The following is a 17,272-nucleotide window of genomic DNA, read 5'->3' as shown; positions in this document are numbered from 1 at the left end:
AGAAATAAGTTAAAGAAGTTAACTGAATTTAACTAAATTAAACCCTTCTTTATAATGGGTCTCCAAGTGATTAAAAACTTAAGATTAAGCTCTTAATTATTAAGATTTTTTCAAATAAAAGATTACCTAAAGATCATCATGATATCTTTAAATAATCTAGAAAGTGTCAAGTTCTATTGTCATTTAGGTCGTTTATACTTCACTTAGATTAGTGGAATTAGGTCTCTTAATATTAAATTCTCTAAGAATCTTACTTCCTCTAATCGTTATATCTGTAAGGAAGGCTTTTTCAAATTTCACATCTAAGACGTAGGCCTTTACATTTACTTTAATGACGAAATCATTTGAAAGTGGCATCTCTTCAAAAATAATAGTGACAGGCTTTTCAAGAAAGACAAAACGACTCGTAATTACAACTTCATGAAGAAGCTGTCTCACCCGGTCCAAATCTTCATGTATTGAAATATAGAATGGTGTCACAATCATCATATCAAGCGCTCCACTATTTCCACTTGCAACTGTGTCAGTTAGAAATTTTGAATTGGGAATTGTTACAGTATCATCATTCAATGTTTGTAACTTTACTGATCTTAATCCGATACTCTTAATTTCTCCGTAACTATCTCCATAGGTCACTCTATCACCAACCTGAAAAGGTCTATCAAAGAGGAGAATAAAGCCTGCGATAACAGAGCCCACTAAGTCTTTCAAAGCAAAACCAAAGGCAACAGCAGCTGAACCACCAACTGTGAGTAGTAACTCCTTAGAAGGTCTAAAAACAAAGTAGAAGGCCCCAAGCGTTCCAATCAGGTACGTTGCAAAGGAGAAGACTGTCGTAATTTGGAGAATAAGGAGTCTTCTCCCTGAGAGTTTCTCTTGAAATTTTTCAGACCATAAATTTACAAGTCGAATAAAGAGCACAATAAGAGCAATAAGAAATATAAATAGAAAGATCTTATCTACTTTAAAGAAGTCAAAAACTAAATTACCAATATTAGTATCCATATATAAAATTCTTTGATCTTAAATACTTAATAAGACCGTATTGAGAAGATATTTCAATCATATATCTTCCATGTTTATCTTTATAAAAAAAGTTTCTCTCTTGTCCTACTTTTATTGCATTTCGGACAATTCCTTTCGGGAGATTTGTAGTACTTTCAATCTCAGAAGGAGATAAATTCTCATGCTTTAAAACATCGGCAATAACAAAGAAAATATCGTCAGCAAGTTTATCTAAACTATCTAAATCTGCATCTTTTGGAATATGTACATTAAATGTATGGCGATTTCTTCTAGAGAGAGAAGTTAGCCAGAGATAGAGTGCAGCTCTTGGATTACCACGGGAAAGCTCCCATAGGAGCTTAAAGAACTTTGCCTCTATCGTCGTATATCTATCGATCTCATCTTGAGATCTTGTTGCGTTAATCAATAGATCATAGGAAAGCTTAAATTCAGAACTTCTATGTCTCTTTAGAACTAACTCTTTTATGGCAGTATCATCCCACCCTTTAAGAGCAAAGATATTTCTAAAGAATTGACTACGCCCAAAAGCTCTATCCAAATAAAGCCAACTATACTTATTAAAAGAAAGTACCCAGAAAATATTTTCCGTACCAAGGTTAATCATATTAAGCAAACCATTATAAGCAGAAAAACCTTTTGTATGAGAGAGAAATAAGTTTTGAGCCTCATCAATAACAAGAATCGTTTTCTTAGCTAACTGCTTATCTAGTTTATATAAATCAAAAGACCCCTCTTCTTCAAATCCAAGAGATGTTTCGATAAAACGGTGGACCTTATCTTTATCAATCGTTTTAGCTGGTACTTTAGTGTAAATATACTCTAAATCTTCGTTATACTCACCCCTTAGGTCTTGGATAACTTTCTTTAATAAAGTCGTCTTTCCTATTCCTTTGTCACCATAAACAACGACAGAGTGCTCCTCCGATTTCCCTTCAACCCACTCAGAAACTTCTTTGCAAATAGATTCTTCGACTTCTTTTGTATGATCAACATAGTGGTCATCTACTTCAAGAGAATGAAAGGAGAACTTCTCTTTATATTCGACTGGAATTTTAACATCCGCACCATCTTCAACTTCGACACTCTCAATTTGTTTTTTAAAGAGGTTTGCCGAAATCTTCTTAGAAATTGCAAAATTCTCAGTGGCCTTAATAAAAATATCTATAGCTGTTAAGATAATAATAAAGATAAAACTAAAAATAGCCTGTAGCTTCTTAGGTAATATTTTAAAAAAGCTCTCTATCTTATCTACAATAACTCCAGAAAATTTCTTCTCTGTATAGCGGCTAAATTCCCCCGACCATGCAGAAGAAGTTTCCATAACCTGATAGAATGAGTAAATAATGGCAAGGACCTTAACAATTGAATATATATATACTCTTCCAACAGTTAAGTTTAAGAAAACCATTATGAGAGAGTAAACAAGAAAAATATTTGCAAACTTTCCTGCTGTATCTTCGGCCTTAATTTTAAACGATCTAAAGTTCCTTGTATCTATTGAGGAGACTGTACTTAAAAATAAAATAACAATAGAGCGAATGATTTTTGTAATAACAAGAATAATGAAAATATCTAATACAATTGCTATATTATCTAGAACTCCAAGATAAGAAATAAGACATAGAATTAAAAGCCAAGATACACTATAGAAGTTATCACTATGCTTATTCCAAATAGTTGTTAGATAACTAAAAACTCGAGACCTCTTCCTTCTATTAATCAATCCTCTGTTCTTACTCTCTAAGTATTCATATGTTTTATTTAAAACTAATCTAAAACTTAGAAGAGCAAGCACAATGAAAACATATTTAAAGAGATTTAAACAAAGTTCAGTAATACCATCTCTTCCAAGAGAGATTTTCTCATGCGCGTAGAGATATTTCGAATAGAGATAATTTAATATCCGATATGGAGACGCATAGATTTCATTCTTTAAAGATCCAAAGTAAGCAGATGACAACATTCTTCCAGACAAGAAACCAATACCTATTTTATTATAGTAATTACTTCTAAGTGAATTTATTTGAATGAGAAGGTTGTTTAAAAGTTTTAACTCTTCTTCTTTCTTCTTTGTTAAGTCAGAAATAGCTTCTTTTCTTAAGCTAAAAAGCTTTGAGCGCTCACGTTCTAAATTCTCTAATTCTTCTTCAGAAATCCCTGTTTTCGCTTGAAGTGCTCCAGGAACACGAGGCAAGTTGAAATTGATTACACTCTTAATAAGATCGTAGAAGTTCTGCTTTGTAACTTCTTTCCATATCTTTTCAACCTCTACAAATTGACTCTCAACTCTTTTCATTTCAAGGCTTTCAAAAGACGAAGATAAATTTGATAGCTTTAACGATTTTAGATTAAAGTATTCAATTTTTTGTTGCAAGTTTCTATTGTAAAGTCCCTTTGTATTAAGAAGCTCTAATCTAAATTTTAATAAGGAGTTCTCATAGAAAGTAATTTCTTTAGAAGAGGTTTTATTTGCAACCTTTGCTTCATTTTTGGCAAGGGATTTTTCGATCTCCCTTCTATTTTTTTCTAATTTTAAAAATTCTTCATTTACCTCTCTAGCAAGAGAAGGAATTGCACTATTTGAATCGATATTTAGCTTAATAGAGTTATTTAATAATTGATTCTTCTTAAATAATTCTATTTTTAAGTTATTATACTCTTTTGATAGAAGCTCAAATTTTTTCAAACGCTTAACTAATTTTAACTCTACTAAGCAATTTGAGAGGAACTCATACTCAGGTACAACTCCTTTTGAGTCCTTATTAACTCTCTCTAGATTTTTAATATATTCATTTGTTTTAGAAAAATTAAAGTCGTATCCGAAGACATTCCATATAAGAGAACTATCTCCCCCCCCTCCTTCTAAAACTTTATGAATTCCTACTTTTCGTTGTTGAATATTTCCCACAACAGTATCATTCAAAGAGATGACTTCACTCTGAATACACCTAGTGGAAGCAACAGCATCAAATACAAAAGTAAGGCAGAAAGTGAATAGTAATATATTCTTCAAATTTGGCTCCAAAATAGGGATTTAAACTATTCTAGAGTCCTTATTTATGATTGCAAACAACTAATTATGAAGAGAAAGCCTCGCGTCATAGAAGGTTTTTCTTCTCATATATCCTTTGAATAAATATTGATATACTGAGTTCTTCAAAGGAAATTATTATGAAGAATTTAGTCTGCTTATTTTCAATTCTCTTAGCTTCGTCAGCCTATGCTGGACTAACCCCCAAAAGACAGGCCCTCTACCGCTGTGTAAGCCTTGATGAAAATTCAGGTGTAGATGATGCCTTTATCTATCGATCAAACTTAGGTAGTAGAAATACTTTCCATGAGATAAAAGTTAATTCATTAGAGAATGGTCAAATAAAACACTACTATAAGAAGGTAAATCTTCTTTCAAGATATGAGGGAAGAGTGCAGGAATTTACAACTGGAAATTTTCGTATACGAGTTGATAAAGTAAGATCGGCTATAGACGGTAACTTTTGGGCATTTGCTAGAATTCCTTCCCACGAAGTTCACTCTACAAATTGGTCCTGTAAAGACCTTAATTAATCTTATAGTGGGTTAGTATTTTATTAATATTGGCCCCAATATAGACTCCACCAGAAAAGTCACCTTTCTTATCTTCTAGTCGTATCATAATTCCTATTTGAAAAGCCCCAGAAGATGCATCATAGTAAAGATCTGTTATATTACTGAGATTAAATTCTTTTTGTGATTTAACAATTTGGTATTTTTCTTCATCTGATTGATCAAAGTCACTTGTTTTAGAAATCCCTCCTAAAATTGCTCCTTGATAATTAAAGATAAATGCCTCAGTAATAAAATCAAGATGAGAAAGGGCTTTTTTAAGTCCATTACTTTCTTCGCTTTTAAGTATTTTTTGAACTAGATTAATTCCTTTAGACCCGTCTCTCCAGTTTTTTTCCTTCGCTTCAATATTAGAAACTTTCTTTCTCTCAATACTTAGAGATTTTTGAATTAATAGAACCTCTCTTCTTAAGTGCTCAGCAATACTCTTTCTCCTCTTATGCTCTAAGAGAAAATTAACTTTTTCTAAGCAATCACTATAGGCCTGCTTTACTTCAATCTTCCCCATCCCTACTTTCTTATAGAAGCTCGTATTTAACTCTATTCCCGACTCTACATATTCGAGAGATTTTAAGTCATAATTAGAAAGATCAAACGAATCAGGAATCTGAGACCTCTTGACAATAATAGCTTCAGCTCTTCTTTCCTCAAGTCCTTTAAATAAAGTCTGCGCATTAAGCACAGAGAAAGAGACTTTAAAAGTTTCAAACTTTTTTAAGTATTGATCATTGTCCCCTTTAACGAGACCAAGAGAAATATTCTTAAGAGGAATACCTTTAAGGCTAATTAATAAAACTTCGTCTATATAAAGAGGAGAAAGCCCATTGTTCTTTGTATGGTTATCAAATATTACAGGATAATAACCATCAACAGATCTATTTAAAAATTCTTGTCTTCCGCGGAGACTGGGAAAGCTTTTAATACTTATTTTTTCTTTTGGAATTTTAGTACTACATGAAAGTATAGAAGAAATTAGACTCTGATTTAGTCCGCCTAGATTAGTTTCAGAAATGGCAATCTTAAGCTCATTTGAAAAAGAGTTTAAGCTTGCCAATAACATAATTGTAACGAGTATTTTTATCATACTATACAATAAATTATAGTTACTTTTTTGTAAAGCCCTACATCTATCTAATGATATCAAGTATGGATATATTCTCTTGATAAACGTTTGAAATATCGGCACTTCCAAGCTCTGAAAGTCCGTAATCCATTCGTATAGAATAGTCCCTATCTATAGTATTTCTTAGGCCCTGTTCCTCGTAATACCACTCCAAGCTTTCTTTCGAGCTAACACAATTACTCAAGTGCTCATCACTAAGAAGTCCCCACCTGAGTTCAATACAATGGTATGGGTCAAAGGATTGCTTATAAATAGTTGAAAGCATTTCATCTAGGTTTAGTGATAACTCTTCCCCAATAGAAGAATTTATTTTCACAGAACACTTTCTACTTTCCTCAAAGTAAAGATTTCTTAAGTCTTCTTTTAAATTCTTCCCTACGTAGACAACCGCAGGGTCATTCTCTGAGTTAAGCTTTAAGATTTTCTCTACAAGATCGCGCCCCCCTCTTATAGATGCCTTCAATCTCGCATCTCTTGATGGTGTTGAGAAAGACTCCCACTCACCATCTGTTCCATATATATTTCTAGGAAGCTCGTTTGGATGATTCTTTAAATGTAACTTTTCAGCAATTGCTTTATCAACAGAAGACTTTCTCTCTTTAAAGTCATAGCAGAGTTCTCCAAGGAGTTCTCTCAATTCAAGAATTGGATCGTAAACAAGATTTCCAATCGAGAGTTTGTTCCTAACGAATTCATAGAAGTTCATTTCTCTATCATTGAAGATGAATTCATTACTTTTTTGAAATTGATCAAGAGAGTAATTTTCTAACTCTTCATTACTTTCAAATTCAACACTAGAGTCAACATAAGAGAAAGGTCTCCAATTGGAGAATCCTCCTCCTATTTTTACAGAGGTTCTTGAGAACTTCTCTCCATATGTAATTGCTGTTAAAGAGTTATCAGGATGTGCATCTATTAAGTGAATCTTCCCATTTTTTGTCACTTCATAAACTACAGCAATATGTCCGTTTGGATCATATAGAATTGTCCCCGGAACGATCGAGTCCCTACTAACTTTTACTGGATAAGTATCTCTAAACTTTCTTCCTTCGCCACTTTCAGATGCATTAGTTCTAAAAGATGCAGTAGAAATACTCATACTAATACTTCTCAAAACCTCATTTATACTGTCGCCACTTTCGACAAATCTCTTTGTCTTAATAACATTTCCGTTTGCATTATATCTTAGGTCAGGAACTTTTCGACTTCCACCATTCAACTCTTTTCTAAGCTTTTTAATTCTCGCTTTAATTACTCTCTTTCGAATAAATCCAGCGTCAGTTAATTCTGATTGAAGCTGTGCAATTTCCTCTAAAATCACTTGATTCTCAGCAGTGAACCAATTGGCAGGTAAGAGAGCATTTGGATAAGAGAAAGGTAAATTATTCATCCAACTAAAGTAGGCCCTAAGGACATACGGAAGATCAGCGCAATCTGCAAAGATAGAATCTAAATGTGAAGGATTTAAGTTATAATATTTAGGATTTGCTTTTGAGCTTCTGAGGCACTCATCTGTTGTTGAGCAATGTCCCTCTTTCTTTGCTTTACCAATTCCTGCGATAAATTCTGAATATTCTCTTTCAAAACTTGAATTCCAAGAACGATTACTAATATTCCATTGAATTGATTTCTTTGACGAAGCAAGTACAGGTGTCGCTAAAAAAGAAGCAACTAGAGACAGCTTTAGTAAAACGTTCATTATTCCCCCATTAATATGTACCTCGCGAAAGTACCTATTAAAGGGGATTATTTAAATAGTTTTGTAAAAACTATCTATTTAGAGGACACCACTCCCACCGTCTTCAGTGTGAATATGAAGCTTTCCGTCCTCACCAAACTTCCAGCAATCATCTTCTTTAATTCTCTTGATAGAACAATTATTTAAAGACCCATATTTCCAAAAGCGAGACCCGTCTTTTGGATAATTTGAAAGCCTCTTTGGGGAGCCTATTCCTACATGTAGTGTCTGGCAGCCAATTCCAACTTGTAAACTTAAAGGCTTTCCATCTTTGTACATTTTACATAGATAAGCTTGAGCTATCGCTCTCTCTTTTGGCGTATTAAAGTCTAAATCAAAGCCTCTCGCTTGAACGTGATCACTACTTTTAGCGCCGCCAACACTTGAGTTATAACAAGTTGGCCTCCACCAGTTTCTAAGGTGAATTCCTGAAGCTGATTTACTTCCCTTATTAATTTCGTTTCTAAGCTCAACAGCAAGCAGACCTTGAGCGACAGCGGACTTCCATCTACATCTACTTGGCAGTAGGTTTTCATAACCACATTTTCTAGCAACAGATTTATTATTAGCGCTAATCATCTCTCTCGCACTAAAATACTTAGTGAGGCCACTATCTTCAATAAAGCGCTGAAGCCCTGCAACGGTATGATCATAATCACTAGGAGAATGAATCTTACCATCAAACTTAAGAATCATTTCATCTAGATTATCTAGCTCTTCTTGTGTCTGATCAGAGCATTGATCCACCTCTTTCTTTTCTTTTGCAATTGCAGAAGGATTTCTCGTCATCTTTTCAACAGTCACATCTTCATAGTAGTTATGACCATTCATATAAGCTATCTCTTCCCAGTCGATTTCCCTATCTTTAAGTCCCATAGTGCAACTTATGGAAATAAGACCAATGAGAATCAATATATACTTCATAAAACCTCCGCTAACTAATTAAATACTTAACGGAAGTTCATCAAAGAAATTTAGTGAGATCTAGTTGACTGGGAAGAATTACCTGACTATTTCAATAGACATTCAGATTCTATGAGCGCTGATCGAGTCCACAAAGTATAGTTTAAAATATCTCCAGACTCTCTTACTTTACCAATTGCATAAGTTCTTGAGGCCTTTTCAACATCATAGGCTTGTAATTCGAATTTATCATCTTTCATAGACTTTAAATAAAATTTCAAAGAAGGAGAATCTGCAAACTTAATGCTCTCTCCTGCTGAGACTTTGAAAGAAGTATTATGAACTTCTTCACCATTCATTTTAATATTACAGTTAAACTCACGTGCAGAAATTGAAATAGAGCTAACTAGGGCCAAAAGGAGTGTCATCAATTTTATTTTTTTCATATTTTAATTAAAACAGAAAAAAGGAAAAATTAAATCTCTTAATTCAAACAATATCTATCACTTTAAAGAACTCTTCAGCATCAGACCTTCTCTTTAAATGAACAAACGTCTTTCCATCAAACTCTCCACTCTCAAGCATCAAATTATACTTTCTTTTTCTTCGAGTATAATCTTTAAAAATCCAAAGAAGAATTGAGTCCCTACTAAAGAAAGTTCTGAAGAAGCTTTCATAATTTCCGTTACAACAACTTGTCCTTAAAATAATTCGATTAAAACACCTATTTAAGGCCTGAATCCAAACAAGACTTTTCGAATAATCTAGCCATATAACGGTATCACTACTTTCAATTAGCATTTTTTGAACAGACTTATAATTTCCAACGAAGACCCATCTATCTTGCCCAAGAAGCTTCGACACCTTTTCTGAAAACTCCAATGGATTCGATTCTATCCAACCAGGAAACCAATATAAATCATCTAAATCGTAGAAATTCACACCTAGAAGTTTTGCCAATCTTCTTCCAAAAGTTGTCTTTCCAGAACAACTCACTCCAATGACTAGAACTTTATTCATATCCGAACCCTTTGTTTCGATTCTGGAACACATCAAGTAATTATAGACACTTAACATATTAAAAATTTGGCATATCTCTTGCTTATATAAGTTTATAACAATCATAAAGGAGAATAAAATGAAAAACTTAATCGTAGTACTTTTAATTGCGCTTGCTATTACAAGTTGTGAGTCTCAAGACAATGCTGCTGCTAATACCAACGGTAAAGCTAATACAATTTCAAAAACACAATATAAGAACGGCCCTTGTGGAGAAAGCATTCTAAATGAATTAAGATCTGCAGAGATAAGCTGTGAAGCCGTAGTCGATGATGAAAGCCTACTTCTTTGCGAGGAAGCTTTTACTAAAATTAAAGAGAGCTATCCGGAAATAAATTGTACAGCGGTTATGTATGATACAGAAGAGCAAGAGAGCTATGAATTTAAAGTTACCGAAGAACTACTAGAAGAGATACTTAAAGAAATTTCCTCAATGTACGAATAAGCTTCATCCTATTGTCAGTATTAGAGTTTAACCTATATAATACTTAATAAAAGGTTAAGCTAAATGAAATTAGATATTAAATTGAATAAATTCCTGAGATGGACTTTCTTAAGTCTTCTCTCAGGACTTCTAGCTGGACTTAGTTCATCAATATTTCTCATACTACTCTCTCTCTCAACTCAGACTAGAGAAGAAAATATGTTCCTCCTCTATCTTCTTCCGTTAGCGGGATTATTCATTGGATTTATTTATTACAAATTTGGAAAAGGCTCAGAGAAAGGAAATAACTTAATCTTAGACGAGATACATAATCCAAAGAAAGTCATTCCTCTTCGTATGGTCCCATTTGTTCTCTTTGGAACTTTGCTAACTCACCTATTCGGAGGTTCTGCCGGACGAGAAGGAACTGCCGTACAAATGGGAGGAACTCTATCCGATAATATTTCCCGTTTCATAAAAGTAACTGCCTATGAGAGAAGAGTTTTATTAATAGCTGGATCAGGAGCTGGTCTAGGTGCGGCGATCTCAGCCCCATGGGCCGGAGTTATTTTTGGAATGGAAATTATCACTGTCGGAAAACTTAGACTCTTTGCACTCTACCAGTGCTTGATTGCCTCTTTTGTTGGTTACTATGTAGTACATTTTCTAAAAGTTCCTCACACAATTTATCCAACAGTTAATTTTCCTCAGTTTAAAGTCTCTTATATTTTATACCTTATTTTAGCCGGCATTTTATTTGGGTTAACTGCAAATACTTTTTCACGACTTACTCACTTTATTACGAGTATCTTTAAGAAAACAATTTCCTATCCCCCACTTAGACCTTTTATTGGAGGAATTATACTCTTAATACTCTATCGCCTGGAAGGCAGTTACCAATATACAGGACTAGGATTAAATACTATTCAAGATTCTCTTCGCGAGCAAAGTCACTGGAGCATGACTCTTTTTAAAATATTCTTTACTGCCTTAACTCTTGGGTCGGGATTTAAAGGCGGAGAATTTACTCCTCTTGTTTTCATTGGGGCAACTCTTGGAAGTGCCCTCGCGATTTTCACACCTATTCCCTTTGAACTTCTGGCTGCACTGGGATTTGTTTCAGTTTTTGGCGGAGCTGCAAACGCTCCAATAGCTTGTATCATAATGGCCATAGAGGTTTTTGGTATCGAGATTGCTCCTTATGCTTTTATCACCTGCTATATGAGTTACTATTTTTCAGGGCATAATGGAATTTACCAATCACAGAGATATTTTTCAAAGAAACATCAAAAGGCATTCCACCTTATCTTATCTCTTAAAAGAATGCTCTTTAGGTCATAAAAATTTAGAGATTTCTACTTTTCATACTTTAAAAAGATATCCGTAAACTCTTTAGTTTCTTTAAACTTTTTTAGCTCTTGATCGTAGGCCTTGAGAACCTCTTCTATATTTGCGTACTTCTCACTTTTAAATTTTGATTTCTTAGAGAAAGCGACGGGATAATCTTTTGAAAATATTTTAAAGTCATAGTAGGTAATATTTTTAAGCTCTGGCTGACTCTAAATTGTAAAAAGTCCAATAGTCTTCGGTATTGGGAAGAGATCAATTCTTCCCTTACTAAGCTTTCTAAAATTCATTAAAGCATTTGCGGTTGGAGAGAGTTGATTATTATAATTATTCTCATCACGTGGAAAAACTTTCCAAAATGATTCATGATAAGAGTTCCCTCTAACAATACCTACTTTTAATTTATTTTTTCTTGCATCCTCTATTGAGGATAAATGATACTTCTCTTTTGTCTCTTTTGTCGCAAAGAAATAGAAATCAGCACTCCAGACAGAATTCTCAGGAAAGTAAACATACTTTTTACGATCTAATTTATTGGAAACAGATAATCCCAAATCAGCTTCACCATCTTGAAGCATTTTCCAACACCTCTTCCAAGGACACGAGAGCACTTCAAAATTAATATCCAATCGTTTTAAAATATTCGATATAATTTCGACATCTATTCCAATAAGATTGCCTTTCTCTATAAATTTATAAGGAGGAAACTCTTCCCCAACAACAACGAGTTTGTTACTGCCTAGTACAGAGAATGAAAATAAATAAATAATTAAAAAAATTCTTATACAAGTCTCCAGATAATCTGATAACTTATATTCTCCTATACAATAAACTATAGTGAAAGATTTTTTGGAAGGATTATGAAAATAAGTGCAGTAGTCTTCGATATGGATGGCACCTTAGTAGAAAGTAATATTGCGTTTTCATCGATACGCAAAGAGATAGGTATACCTGAAAGGTATCCAATACTTGAGTATATTGAAGAGAGCCTCACTGGAGAAACAAAGGTTGAAGCTTACAATACCGTTCATAAGTATGAATCTATCGCATGTAAGAATGCTAAAGAAATAAGAGATATCACAATCTTCTTAAGCTCACTACAAGAGGTCAATATTCCCACAGGAATACTCACTCGTAACTCGAAAGTTATTACCACTGAAACTTTGGAAAAGTTTGATTGGAGCTTCGACCTTATACTAAGTCGTGACTGTGCCAAACCTAAACCAGATCCAGAGGGCCTAGCTCTCTTTTCAAAGAAACTTCATATCCCTCTAGAAGAGATTCTCTATATAGGAGATTATGATTTTGATATAGAAACAGCAAAGAATGCGGGAGCTATTGCGGGCCTTCTTCTCAATGAAAAGAATCACTATTTAAAAGAAAGTGCCGACATTATCATCGAAAATTACATGGACCTTTTTAATAAGTATTTTGGCTAATTTTCTTCTATACTTAATTTTAGTACTTCTTTAAAGAGCTTCTTATAAACTCTAATAAGTCAGAAATATCTTCTCTAAGAAATGCCCTCTTTCTTCCAACAGCATATATAGGTCTATGTATTCCCGTCTTCAACATTTCTCTTCTAGAAAATCCAGCACTCTTTGCAACAGCAACTGGAACTAATCCTCGGCAAAATCCATTGCGTGCCATATGCGCAATTGGAGATAAGAACTCACTCCTCTCTTCTATTACAATTTCAAGTTTTGCAGCTTGCTTTGAAATTGCTTTCCATGTTCCACTTGTCATTTCAGCGCAAAATAAACGCCCACATTTACCAACAATAACCATTTCTTCCTCACCAAGGTTTTCAAAATGTAACCCTGGATAATTCTTTGGCCTTCCTCCAACAATTGCGATGCTATAATCTCCTGAAACTACCTTATCAACGATAACTGGTGTTCGATGTGCATGGGGTTCAAGAATAGTCTCCTTCTTCTTTAGAGCATACTTTGAAATAACGTGAGCCCCCCAAGAGGATAGTATTGATTCTGAAAAACCAATTGATATTCTTGAAACCTTTGTCTCCAATTCTCCTTTAATCGTTTCTTTTAATTCACGAAGAAGAGGAAGCGCTTTATCTAAGAGTGCAAATGCAGCAGGAGTAAGCTCTACAAGTCGACCATTCTTTACAATAAGTTCTTTATTAGAAATTTCCTCGAGTGCTTGAATACGCTTACTAACACTTGATTGAGTAACTCTAAGGGAAGTTGCCGCCTTTCCCATTGTCTTGTGTCTAGCGAGTGCATTTAAGGTTTCTAGCTCTTCAAACATATATTCCTCCTAAGAATAGATTATATTCTATTAATTCCCTTTTTTCATCACTCTTTTCATTCGATAATAGCTATATGGAGAATCAATGAGCCTAATAACTGCTTTTATTTACATACTACTCACAAGTACTCTCTCTGGTGCCCTTGGCATGGCGGGAGGAGTAATACTTCTGGCCATCTTCCTAGTCGTTTTTCCCTTACCTATTGCTCTAATTCTTCACGGTTTAACCCAAACAAGCTCTAACGGTTTTAGGGCCTTTATAAACAGGGAACACATCAGAAAAAAAGTGATCTTTCCATACATTATTGGAGCAATACTCGCCTATGGAGTTTTTGAATTTATACATATAAGACCTTCAAAGAAGGTTATTTTTATTTTGCTTGGGCTCATGCCACTACTTGGTATTTTAAAAAGAACTTCTATTCATTTTGACATTGAAAAAAAGGGAAGATCATTTCTATGCGGAATAGCTGTGAGTGCTACTCAAGCAGTAGCTGGAGTATCAGGGAGTGTTTTAGACTTATTCTATCTTTCAAGTACTCTAGGAAGGTTTTCAATCGTAGCTAATAAAGCCTTCACCCAGGCCTTTGGTCATATGCTAAAAACTTTCTACTTCTTACAGATATATAACTTCAAAGTGACAGATATCTCTCCAGAAATGTATGCGATAGCAATAATCACACTGCTATTTGGTAGTATTTTTGGAAAGAAAATTCTTGGAAAATTTAATGATAATTCATTTTTAGTCGTAGCAAAAACTCTTATGATATTCTTCAGCGGAGTGATGCTATACAAAGGTATTGTTTAATAACAAGCTTTCATTATTCAAATATTCGACCATCAGAAAAGTATCTCATATCACCTTCTTGAGCATAGTTCTCATATCTTGATGAGTACTTTGTAACCTTCCCTGCTGTATCAAGAAATGGAATTGAACTATCATCAAATGACCAATCAAAGTAGAGATGCATTAAAGTTTCTGCGGAACCTCCCGCAACTCGACCACCGCTAACAGAAACTGGCATCGAACTATCATAGCGCTCAGAAAATTTGATCGCTGTTCTATAGCAATCTTCCCAAGACTTTTCTCTAGTTTTTGAAAACACATCAGATATACTCACGTTTTTAAAGACTACACCGTTAGTTTTAAAGATTGATCCATTTCCTCTTACTTCGCATTTACTTGCAGCAAGAGAAGCTGAAGAGGAGATAAGGACCAGGGCCATTATAAGTGATTTCATTAATTCATTCCTTTTTTAGATTCTTACCCACTTTAAAGGAACTCCTCATTTCAAAATAGGCTCTTGTACTAATTACAATTTACTTTGTTTAATTTTTATACACTTCTTTTAAAAATTTATAAATTAATACTATTTGCTGCGCTAACAAAATAAGGCATTACCTTAAACGAACTTCTAAGCACTTAAGCGCTTTTTATCGCTTATAAGAAAATACGAATACACTTACATTATGGAACTAATAGACGTAGATAGACGATATTCAATAGACTCTTTAATCCAAACTCTTAAGGAAAATAAGAGTAAGATCAGAGTCTGGCAATCGATCAAAGAAACAGGTGATTACTCATTTGGAGTTATCGAGAGTATCAACTCCCTAAATAGAACAATTAAAATCCGCATAAAGAAGTCGGAGAGCACCACTCTTGATAAGAGACAGCATATTTATTTTCACTCTTCATGCCGTGATATTATTTTTAAAGCGCAAATTAGAGATTCTGCTCAAGGGTGTCTAGAAGTTTCTCTACCAGTCCTCGTAAAATTACAGGAAGCTCGTGCAGAAAAGAGAACAAATTTAGGAATACAAAGTACTCAATACGCAAAGGTTTTACTAATAAGATCTTCTCACGAAAAACTAGAATCAAAGCTAAGAGTACTAGACTTTTCGGCGAGAGGAATGGCCTTAATGGTTAATAAGTTTATTTTTGAAGGACTTTCTGTAGATGATAAAATCATCGTAACTCAAGTCTCACCTGAAGGAGAAGCTGAAAATAAGACTTACGTTATTAGAAATAAGGGAAGCATTCTTAATAAAATAGGCTCTTCAAAAGAATTTAGAATTGGACTAGAATTTTGCGGATAAGAGGTCTTCATAGTCGTATACTTTACGACATTATTTTAAAATTAATTCATTAACAAATATCGATAAATTCGGTAAAATTATCTTAATGGAAACCAGCATTTACCCTATTCTCTTAGTGATCTTTTTTGCATCCACTATTCGTTCAGCTTTTGGTTTTGGCGAGTCACTCATTGCCGTTCCTCTTCTCACTTTCTTTATTCCTATCGAAATAGCCGTCCCCCTATCTGTTCTTCTCTCTACTACAATCGCATTTATTTCTATGCTTACAGACTTTCGAGAAGTTCATTTTAAAAGTGCTAAAAACTTAGTCTTTTCTACTCTCTTTGGAATACCACTTGGCCTTATTCTTTTAAAATACGGAAATGAATCTCAAATAAAAGTAACCTTAGGAGTTTTAATCATTTCATTTTCTCTTTTCTTATTATTTTATAAGTCTGAAATTATTTTAAATGATAAAAAGTCGACGACCTACTTCTTTGGATTCTTAGCAGGTATTCTAGGAGGTGCCTATGGAATGAATGGACCACCTCTTGTCGTATATGGAAACTTAAGAAAGTGGAAACCACAAAATTTCAGAGCAACTTTACACGCCTACTTCTTCCCTGCAAGCATTATTGGAATGATAGGCTATTACCAACTTGGACTTTGGACAAGTAAAGTAACCACTTATTATCTATTTTCTCTAATCGCCATTGTTCCAGCAATATTCATGGGAAAGCTTATAAATCAAAATCTTCCCATTACTTTATTTAAAAATCTTGTTTACTGGATGTTAGTTATCATTGGATGTTCTTTAATTTTAGAGTCCACTGTTTTGAATTAATAAAGGAAGAATTTTATCATTTAGAAATGGTGGAGCGTATTTCCGACATATCGAACTTATTTAAAAGCAGCTAGTCTTTAAGACCAATTCTTTTTCTATCTTTATCATGGGAAGGCAATTTCTCTTCAAGATTGTCTAATCTTTCAAATACAATCTTAAACACTTTATTTGCGCCAGATTCAATACCATCCATACGGTCAGTCAATTCCTTCTCGAGCAGCAAAAAGCTTCTTAGTTTAGTGAATATCCTCATAATTGCAATATTTACTAAAGCAGCTTGGTCAGATTTCAAAACACTAGACAACATTGCAACACCATTCTCTGTAAAAACAAGTGGTTCCTTTCTCCTACCCCCGTGTTCAGAACTTGATGTGCCAATTTGGCATTTCAAGTTTTCGTATTCTTCTACTGTCAGCTCAAACATAAAGTCTTCAGGAAATCGAATGAGGTTCCTTCTTACTTGCCTATTTAACTGACTTGTTTGGACTCCGTAGAGCTTTGCTAAATCACTATCTAGCATTACCTTTTGACCACGAATCATATAAATCATTTCTTCGATATTTTGAATTTTAAACATATTTACTCCAATTTCTAATCGAGAGGTTAAATGCATAATCAATTTCGATATGAGTTTTATAAATATGTAAAATATCTGAGGTTATTTATTGATGAATTCAATACTTGATTTTAAAGACTAAAAAGATGGTCGACCGTACTTCCGACATATCGTAAGTTAGGCTTCTGCCACGTATAAATTCTTATAGCCTTTCTACGATTAGTATTCATGGAGGTTATCATGAATATTGAAGTCGTTGAACTAATCGCAAAAGCAAATAAGATTCTCGCAGTTACTGG

The 17,272-nt window shown here is 34.0% G+C and carries 18 protein-coding genes; 7 read left to right on the top strand and 11 right to left on the bottom strand.

All coding sequences use genetic code 11. The annotated features are described in order from the left end of the window. Nucleotides 1-192: 192 nt before the first annotated feature. Both CES88_RS00090 and CES88_RS00085 read right to left on the bottom strand, forming a co-directional pair. Nucleotides 193-1,005 (bottom strand): mechanosensitive ion channel domain-containing protein, encoded by an 813-nt coding sequence (locus CES88_RS00090; protein ID WP_290729221.1) that lies wholly within the window; start codon nt 1,003-1,005, stop codon nt 193-195. After that, entirely contained in the window at nt 995-4,039 is a 3,045-nt protein-coding gene (locus CES88_RS00085) for an ATP-binding protein (protein ID WP_290729218.1), read from the bottom strand. The genes CES88_RS00090 and CES88_RS00085 overlap by 11 nt, the downstream gene beginning before the upstream one ends. 158 nt (nt 4,040-4,197) lie before the next feature. Here CES88_RS00085 and CES88_RS00080 point away from each other — a divergent pair, with 158 nt between their 5' ends. Beyond that, on the top strand, nt 4,198-4,590 hold the full coding sequence (locus CES88_RS00080; RefSeq protein ID WP_290729216.1) for a hypothetical protein: 393 nt from the start codon (nt 4,198-4,200) through the stop codon (nt 4,588-4,590). On the opposite strand, the gene CES88_RS00075 is transcribed toward CES88_RS00080, so the two are convergent. From CES88_RS00075 to CES88_RS00055, 5 genes are all read right to left on the bottom strand, one after another. Beyond that, nucleotides 4,583-5,713, bottom strand: a complete 1,131-nt coding sequence (locus CES88_RS00075) for a hypothetical protein (protein ID WP_290729213.1) — start codon at nt 5,711-5,713, stop codon at nt 4,583-4,585. The genes CES88_RS00080 and CES88_RS00075 overlap by 8 nt on opposite strands. Before the next feature lie 43 nt (nt 5,714-5,756). Then, complete coding sequence (locus tag CES88_RS00070; RefSeq protein ID WP_290729210.1) at nt 5,757-7,451, bottom strand: hypothetical protein; 1,695 nt, start codon at nt 7,449-7,451, stop codon at nt 5,757-5,759. Nucleotides 7,452-7,529: 78 nt separating this feature from the next. Beyond that, on the bottom strand, nt 7,530-8,414 hold the full coding sequence (locus CES88_RS00065; protein ID WP_290729209.1) for a D-Ala-D-Ala carboxypeptidase family metallohydrolase: 885 nt from the start codon (nt 8,412-8,414) through the stop codon (nt 7,530-7,532). 86 nt (nt 8,415-8,500) lie between these two features. Beyond that, a complete protein-coding gene (locus CES88_RS00060) occupies nt 8,501-8,839 on the bottom strand; it encodes a hypothetical protein (RefSeq protein ID WP_290729206.1) in 339 nt (112 codons plus the stop codon). 43 nt (nt 8,840-8,882) lie between these two features. Continuing rightward, nucleotides 8,883-9,413 (bottom strand): shikimate kinase, encoded by a 531-nt coding sequence (locus CES88_RS00055; RefSeq protein WP_290729204.1) that lies wholly within the window; start codon nt 9,411-9,413, stop codon nt 8,883-8,885. A 118-nt stretch (nt 9,414-9,531) separates the two neighbouring features. Here CES88_RS00055 and CES88_RS00050 point away from each other — a divergent pair, with 118 nt between their 5' ends. Further along, entirely contained in the window at nt 9,532-9,897 is a 366-nt protein-coding gene (locus CES88_RS00050) for a hypothetical protein (RefSeq protein WP_290729201.1), read from the top strand. Nucleotides 9,898-9,960: 63 nt separating this feature from the next. Continuing rightward, nucleotides 9,961-11,217: a chloride channel protein gene (locus CES88_RS00045; protein ID WP_290729198.1), complete on the top strand. Its 1,257-nt coding sequence runs from the start codon at nt 9,961-9,963 to the stop codon at nt 11,215-11,217. Nucleotides 11,218-11,435: 218 nt separating this feature from the next. Here the strand turns inward: CES88_RS00045 and CES88_RS00040 are convergent, their stop codons facing one another. Beyond that, nucleotides 11,436-11,990: a transporter substrate-binding domain-containing protein gene (locus tag CES88_RS00040; RefSeq protein WP_290733268.1), complete on the bottom strand. Its 555-nt coding sequence runs from the start codon at nt 11,988-11,990 to the stop codon at nt 11,436-11,438. A gap of 93 nt (nt 11,991-12,083) precedes the next feature. Between CES88_RS00040 and CES88_RS00035 the strand changes: the two genes are divergently transcribed. Next, on the top strand, nt 12,084-12,662 hold the full coding sequence (locus CES88_RS00035) for an HAD family hydrolase (RefSeq protein ID WP_290729195.1): 579 nt from the start codon (nt 12,084-12,086) through the stop codon (nt 12,660-12,662). 19 nt (nt 12,663-12,681) lie between these two features. Here the strand turns inward: CES88_RS00035 and CES88_RS00030 are convergent, their stop codons facing one another. Further along, on the bottom strand, nt 12,682-13,494 hold the full coding sequence (locus CES88_RS00030) for a LysR family transcriptional regulator (protein ID WP_290729193.1): 813 nt from the start codon (nt 13,492-13,494) through the stop codon (nt 12,682-12,684). 85 nt (nt 13,495-13,579) lie between these two features. Between CES88_RS00030 and CES88_RS00025 the strand changes: the two genes are divergently transcribed. Continuing rightward, entirely contained in the window at nt 13,580-14,302 is a 723-nt protein-coding gene (locus CES88_RS00025) for a TSUP family transporter (protein WP_290729190.1), read from the top strand. Between the two features lie 13 nt (nt 14,303-14,315). Here CES88_RS00025 and CES88_RS00020 read toward each other — a convergent pair whose 3' ends face one another. Next, nucleotides 14,316-14,735 (bottom strand): hypothetical protein, encoded by a 420-nt coding sequence (locus tag CES88_RS00020; RefSeq protein ID WP_290729187.1) that lies wholly within the window; start codon nt 14,733-14,735, stop codon nt 14,316-14,318. A 229-nt stretch (nt 14,736-14,964) separates the two neighbouring features. Between CES88_RS00020 and CES88_RS00015 the strand changes: the two genes are divergently transcribed. Further along, entirely contained in the window at nt 14,965-15,594 is a 630-nt protein-coding gene (locus tag CES88_RS00015; protein ID WP_290729184.1) for a hypothetical protein, read from the top strand. 85 nt (nt 15,595-15,679) lie between these two features. Further along, nucleotides 15,680-16,417 (top strand): sulfite exporter TauE/SafE family protein, encoded by a 738-nt coding sequence (locus CES88_RS00010; protein WP_290729181.1) that lies wholly within the window; start codon nt 15,680-15,682, stop codon nt 16,415-16,417. A gap of 70 nt (nt 16,418-16,487) precedes the next feature. Here CES88_RS00010 and CES88_RS00005 read toward each other — a convergent pair whose 3' ends face one another. Further along, complete coding sequence (locus CES88_RS00005) at nt 16,488-16,994, bottom strand: ORF6N domain-containing protein (protein WP_290729178.1); 507 nt, start codon at nt 16,992-16,994, stop codon at nt 16,488-16,490. Nucleotides 16,995-17,272: the final 278 nt, after the last annotated feature.

The sequence above is a fragment of the Halobacteriovorax sp. JY17 genome (genome assembly GCF_002753895.1).
Lineage (GTDB): Bacteria > Bdellovibrionota > Bacteriovoracia > Bacteriovoracales > Bacteriovoracaceae > Halobacteriovorax.
Note: the sequence above shows the minus strand (reverse complement) of the source record. Positions and strands in the feature narration are given on the sequence as shown.

What these genes read in the sequence shown, in the direction of transcription:
- CES88_RS00090 (WP_290729221.1), bottom strand. Translation starts at nt 1,005, where the DNA reads ATGGATACTAATATTGGTAATTTAGTTTTTGACTTCTTTAAAGTAGAT.
- CES88_RS00080 (WP_290729216.1), top strand. Translation starts at nt 4,198, where the DNA reads ATGAAGAATTTAGTCTGCTTATTTTCAATTCTCTTAGCTTCGTCAGCC.
- CES88_RS00075 (WP_290729213.1), bottom strand. Translation starts at nt 5,713, where the DNA reads ATGATAAAAATACTCGTTACAATTATGTTATTGGCAAGCTTAAACTCT.
- CES88_RS00070 (WP_290729210.1), bottom strand. Translation starts at nt 7,451, where the DNA reads ATGAACGTTTTACTAAAGCTGTCTCTAGTTGCTTCTTTTTTAGCGACA.
- CES88_RS00065 (WP_290729209.1), bottom strand. Translation starts at nt 8,414, where the DNA reads ATGAAGTATATATTGATTCTCATTGGTCTTATTTCCATAAGTTGCACT.
- CES88_RS00060 (WP_290729206.1), bottom strand. Translation starts at nt 8,839, where the DNA reads ATGAAAAAAATAAAATTGATGACACTCCTTTTGGCCCTAGTTAGCTCT.
- CES88_RS00055 (WP_290729204.1), bottom strand. Translation starts at nt 9,413, where the DNA reads ATGAATAAAGTTCTAGTCATTGGAGTGAGTTGTTCTGGAAAGACAACT.
- CES88_RS00050 (WP_290729201.1), top strand. Translation starts at nt 9,532, where the DNA reads ATGAAAAACTTAATCGTAGTACTTTTAATTGCGCTTGCTATTACAAGT.
- CES88_RS00045 (WP_290729198.1), top strand. Translation starts at nt 9,961, where the DNA reads ATGAAATTAGATATTAAATTGAATAAATTCCTGAGATGGACTTTCTTA.
- CES88_RS00035 (WP_290729195.1), top strand. Translation starts at nt 12,084, where the DNA reads ATGAAAATAAGTGCAGTAGTCTTCGATATGGATGGCACCTTAGTAGAA.
- CES88_RS00030 (WP_290729193.1), bottom strand. Translation starts at nt 13,494, where the DNA reads ATGTTTGAAGAGCTAGAAACCTTAAATGCACTCGCTAGACACAAGACA.
- CES88_RS00025 (WP_290729190.1), top strand. Translation starts at nt 13,580, where the DNA reads ATGAGCCTAATAACTGCTTTTATTTACATACTACTCACAAGTACTCTC.
- CES88_RS00020 (WP_290729187.1), bottom strand. Translation starts at nt 14,735, where the DNA reads ATGAAATCACTTATAATGGCCCTGGTCCTTATCTCCTCTTCAGCTTCT.
- CES88_RS00015 (WP_290729184.1), top strand. Translation starts at nt 14,965, where the DNA reads ATGGAACTAATAGACGTAGATAGACGATATTCAATAGACTCTTTAATC.
- CES88_RS00010 (WP_290729181.1), top strand. Translation starts at nt 15,680, where the DNA reads ATGGAAACCAGCATTTACCCTATTCTCTTAGTGATCTTTTTTGCATCC.
- CES88_RS00005 (WP_290729178.1), bottom strand. Translation starts at nt 16,994, where the DNA reads ATGTTTAAAATTCAAAATATCGAAGAAATGATTTATATGATTCGTGGT.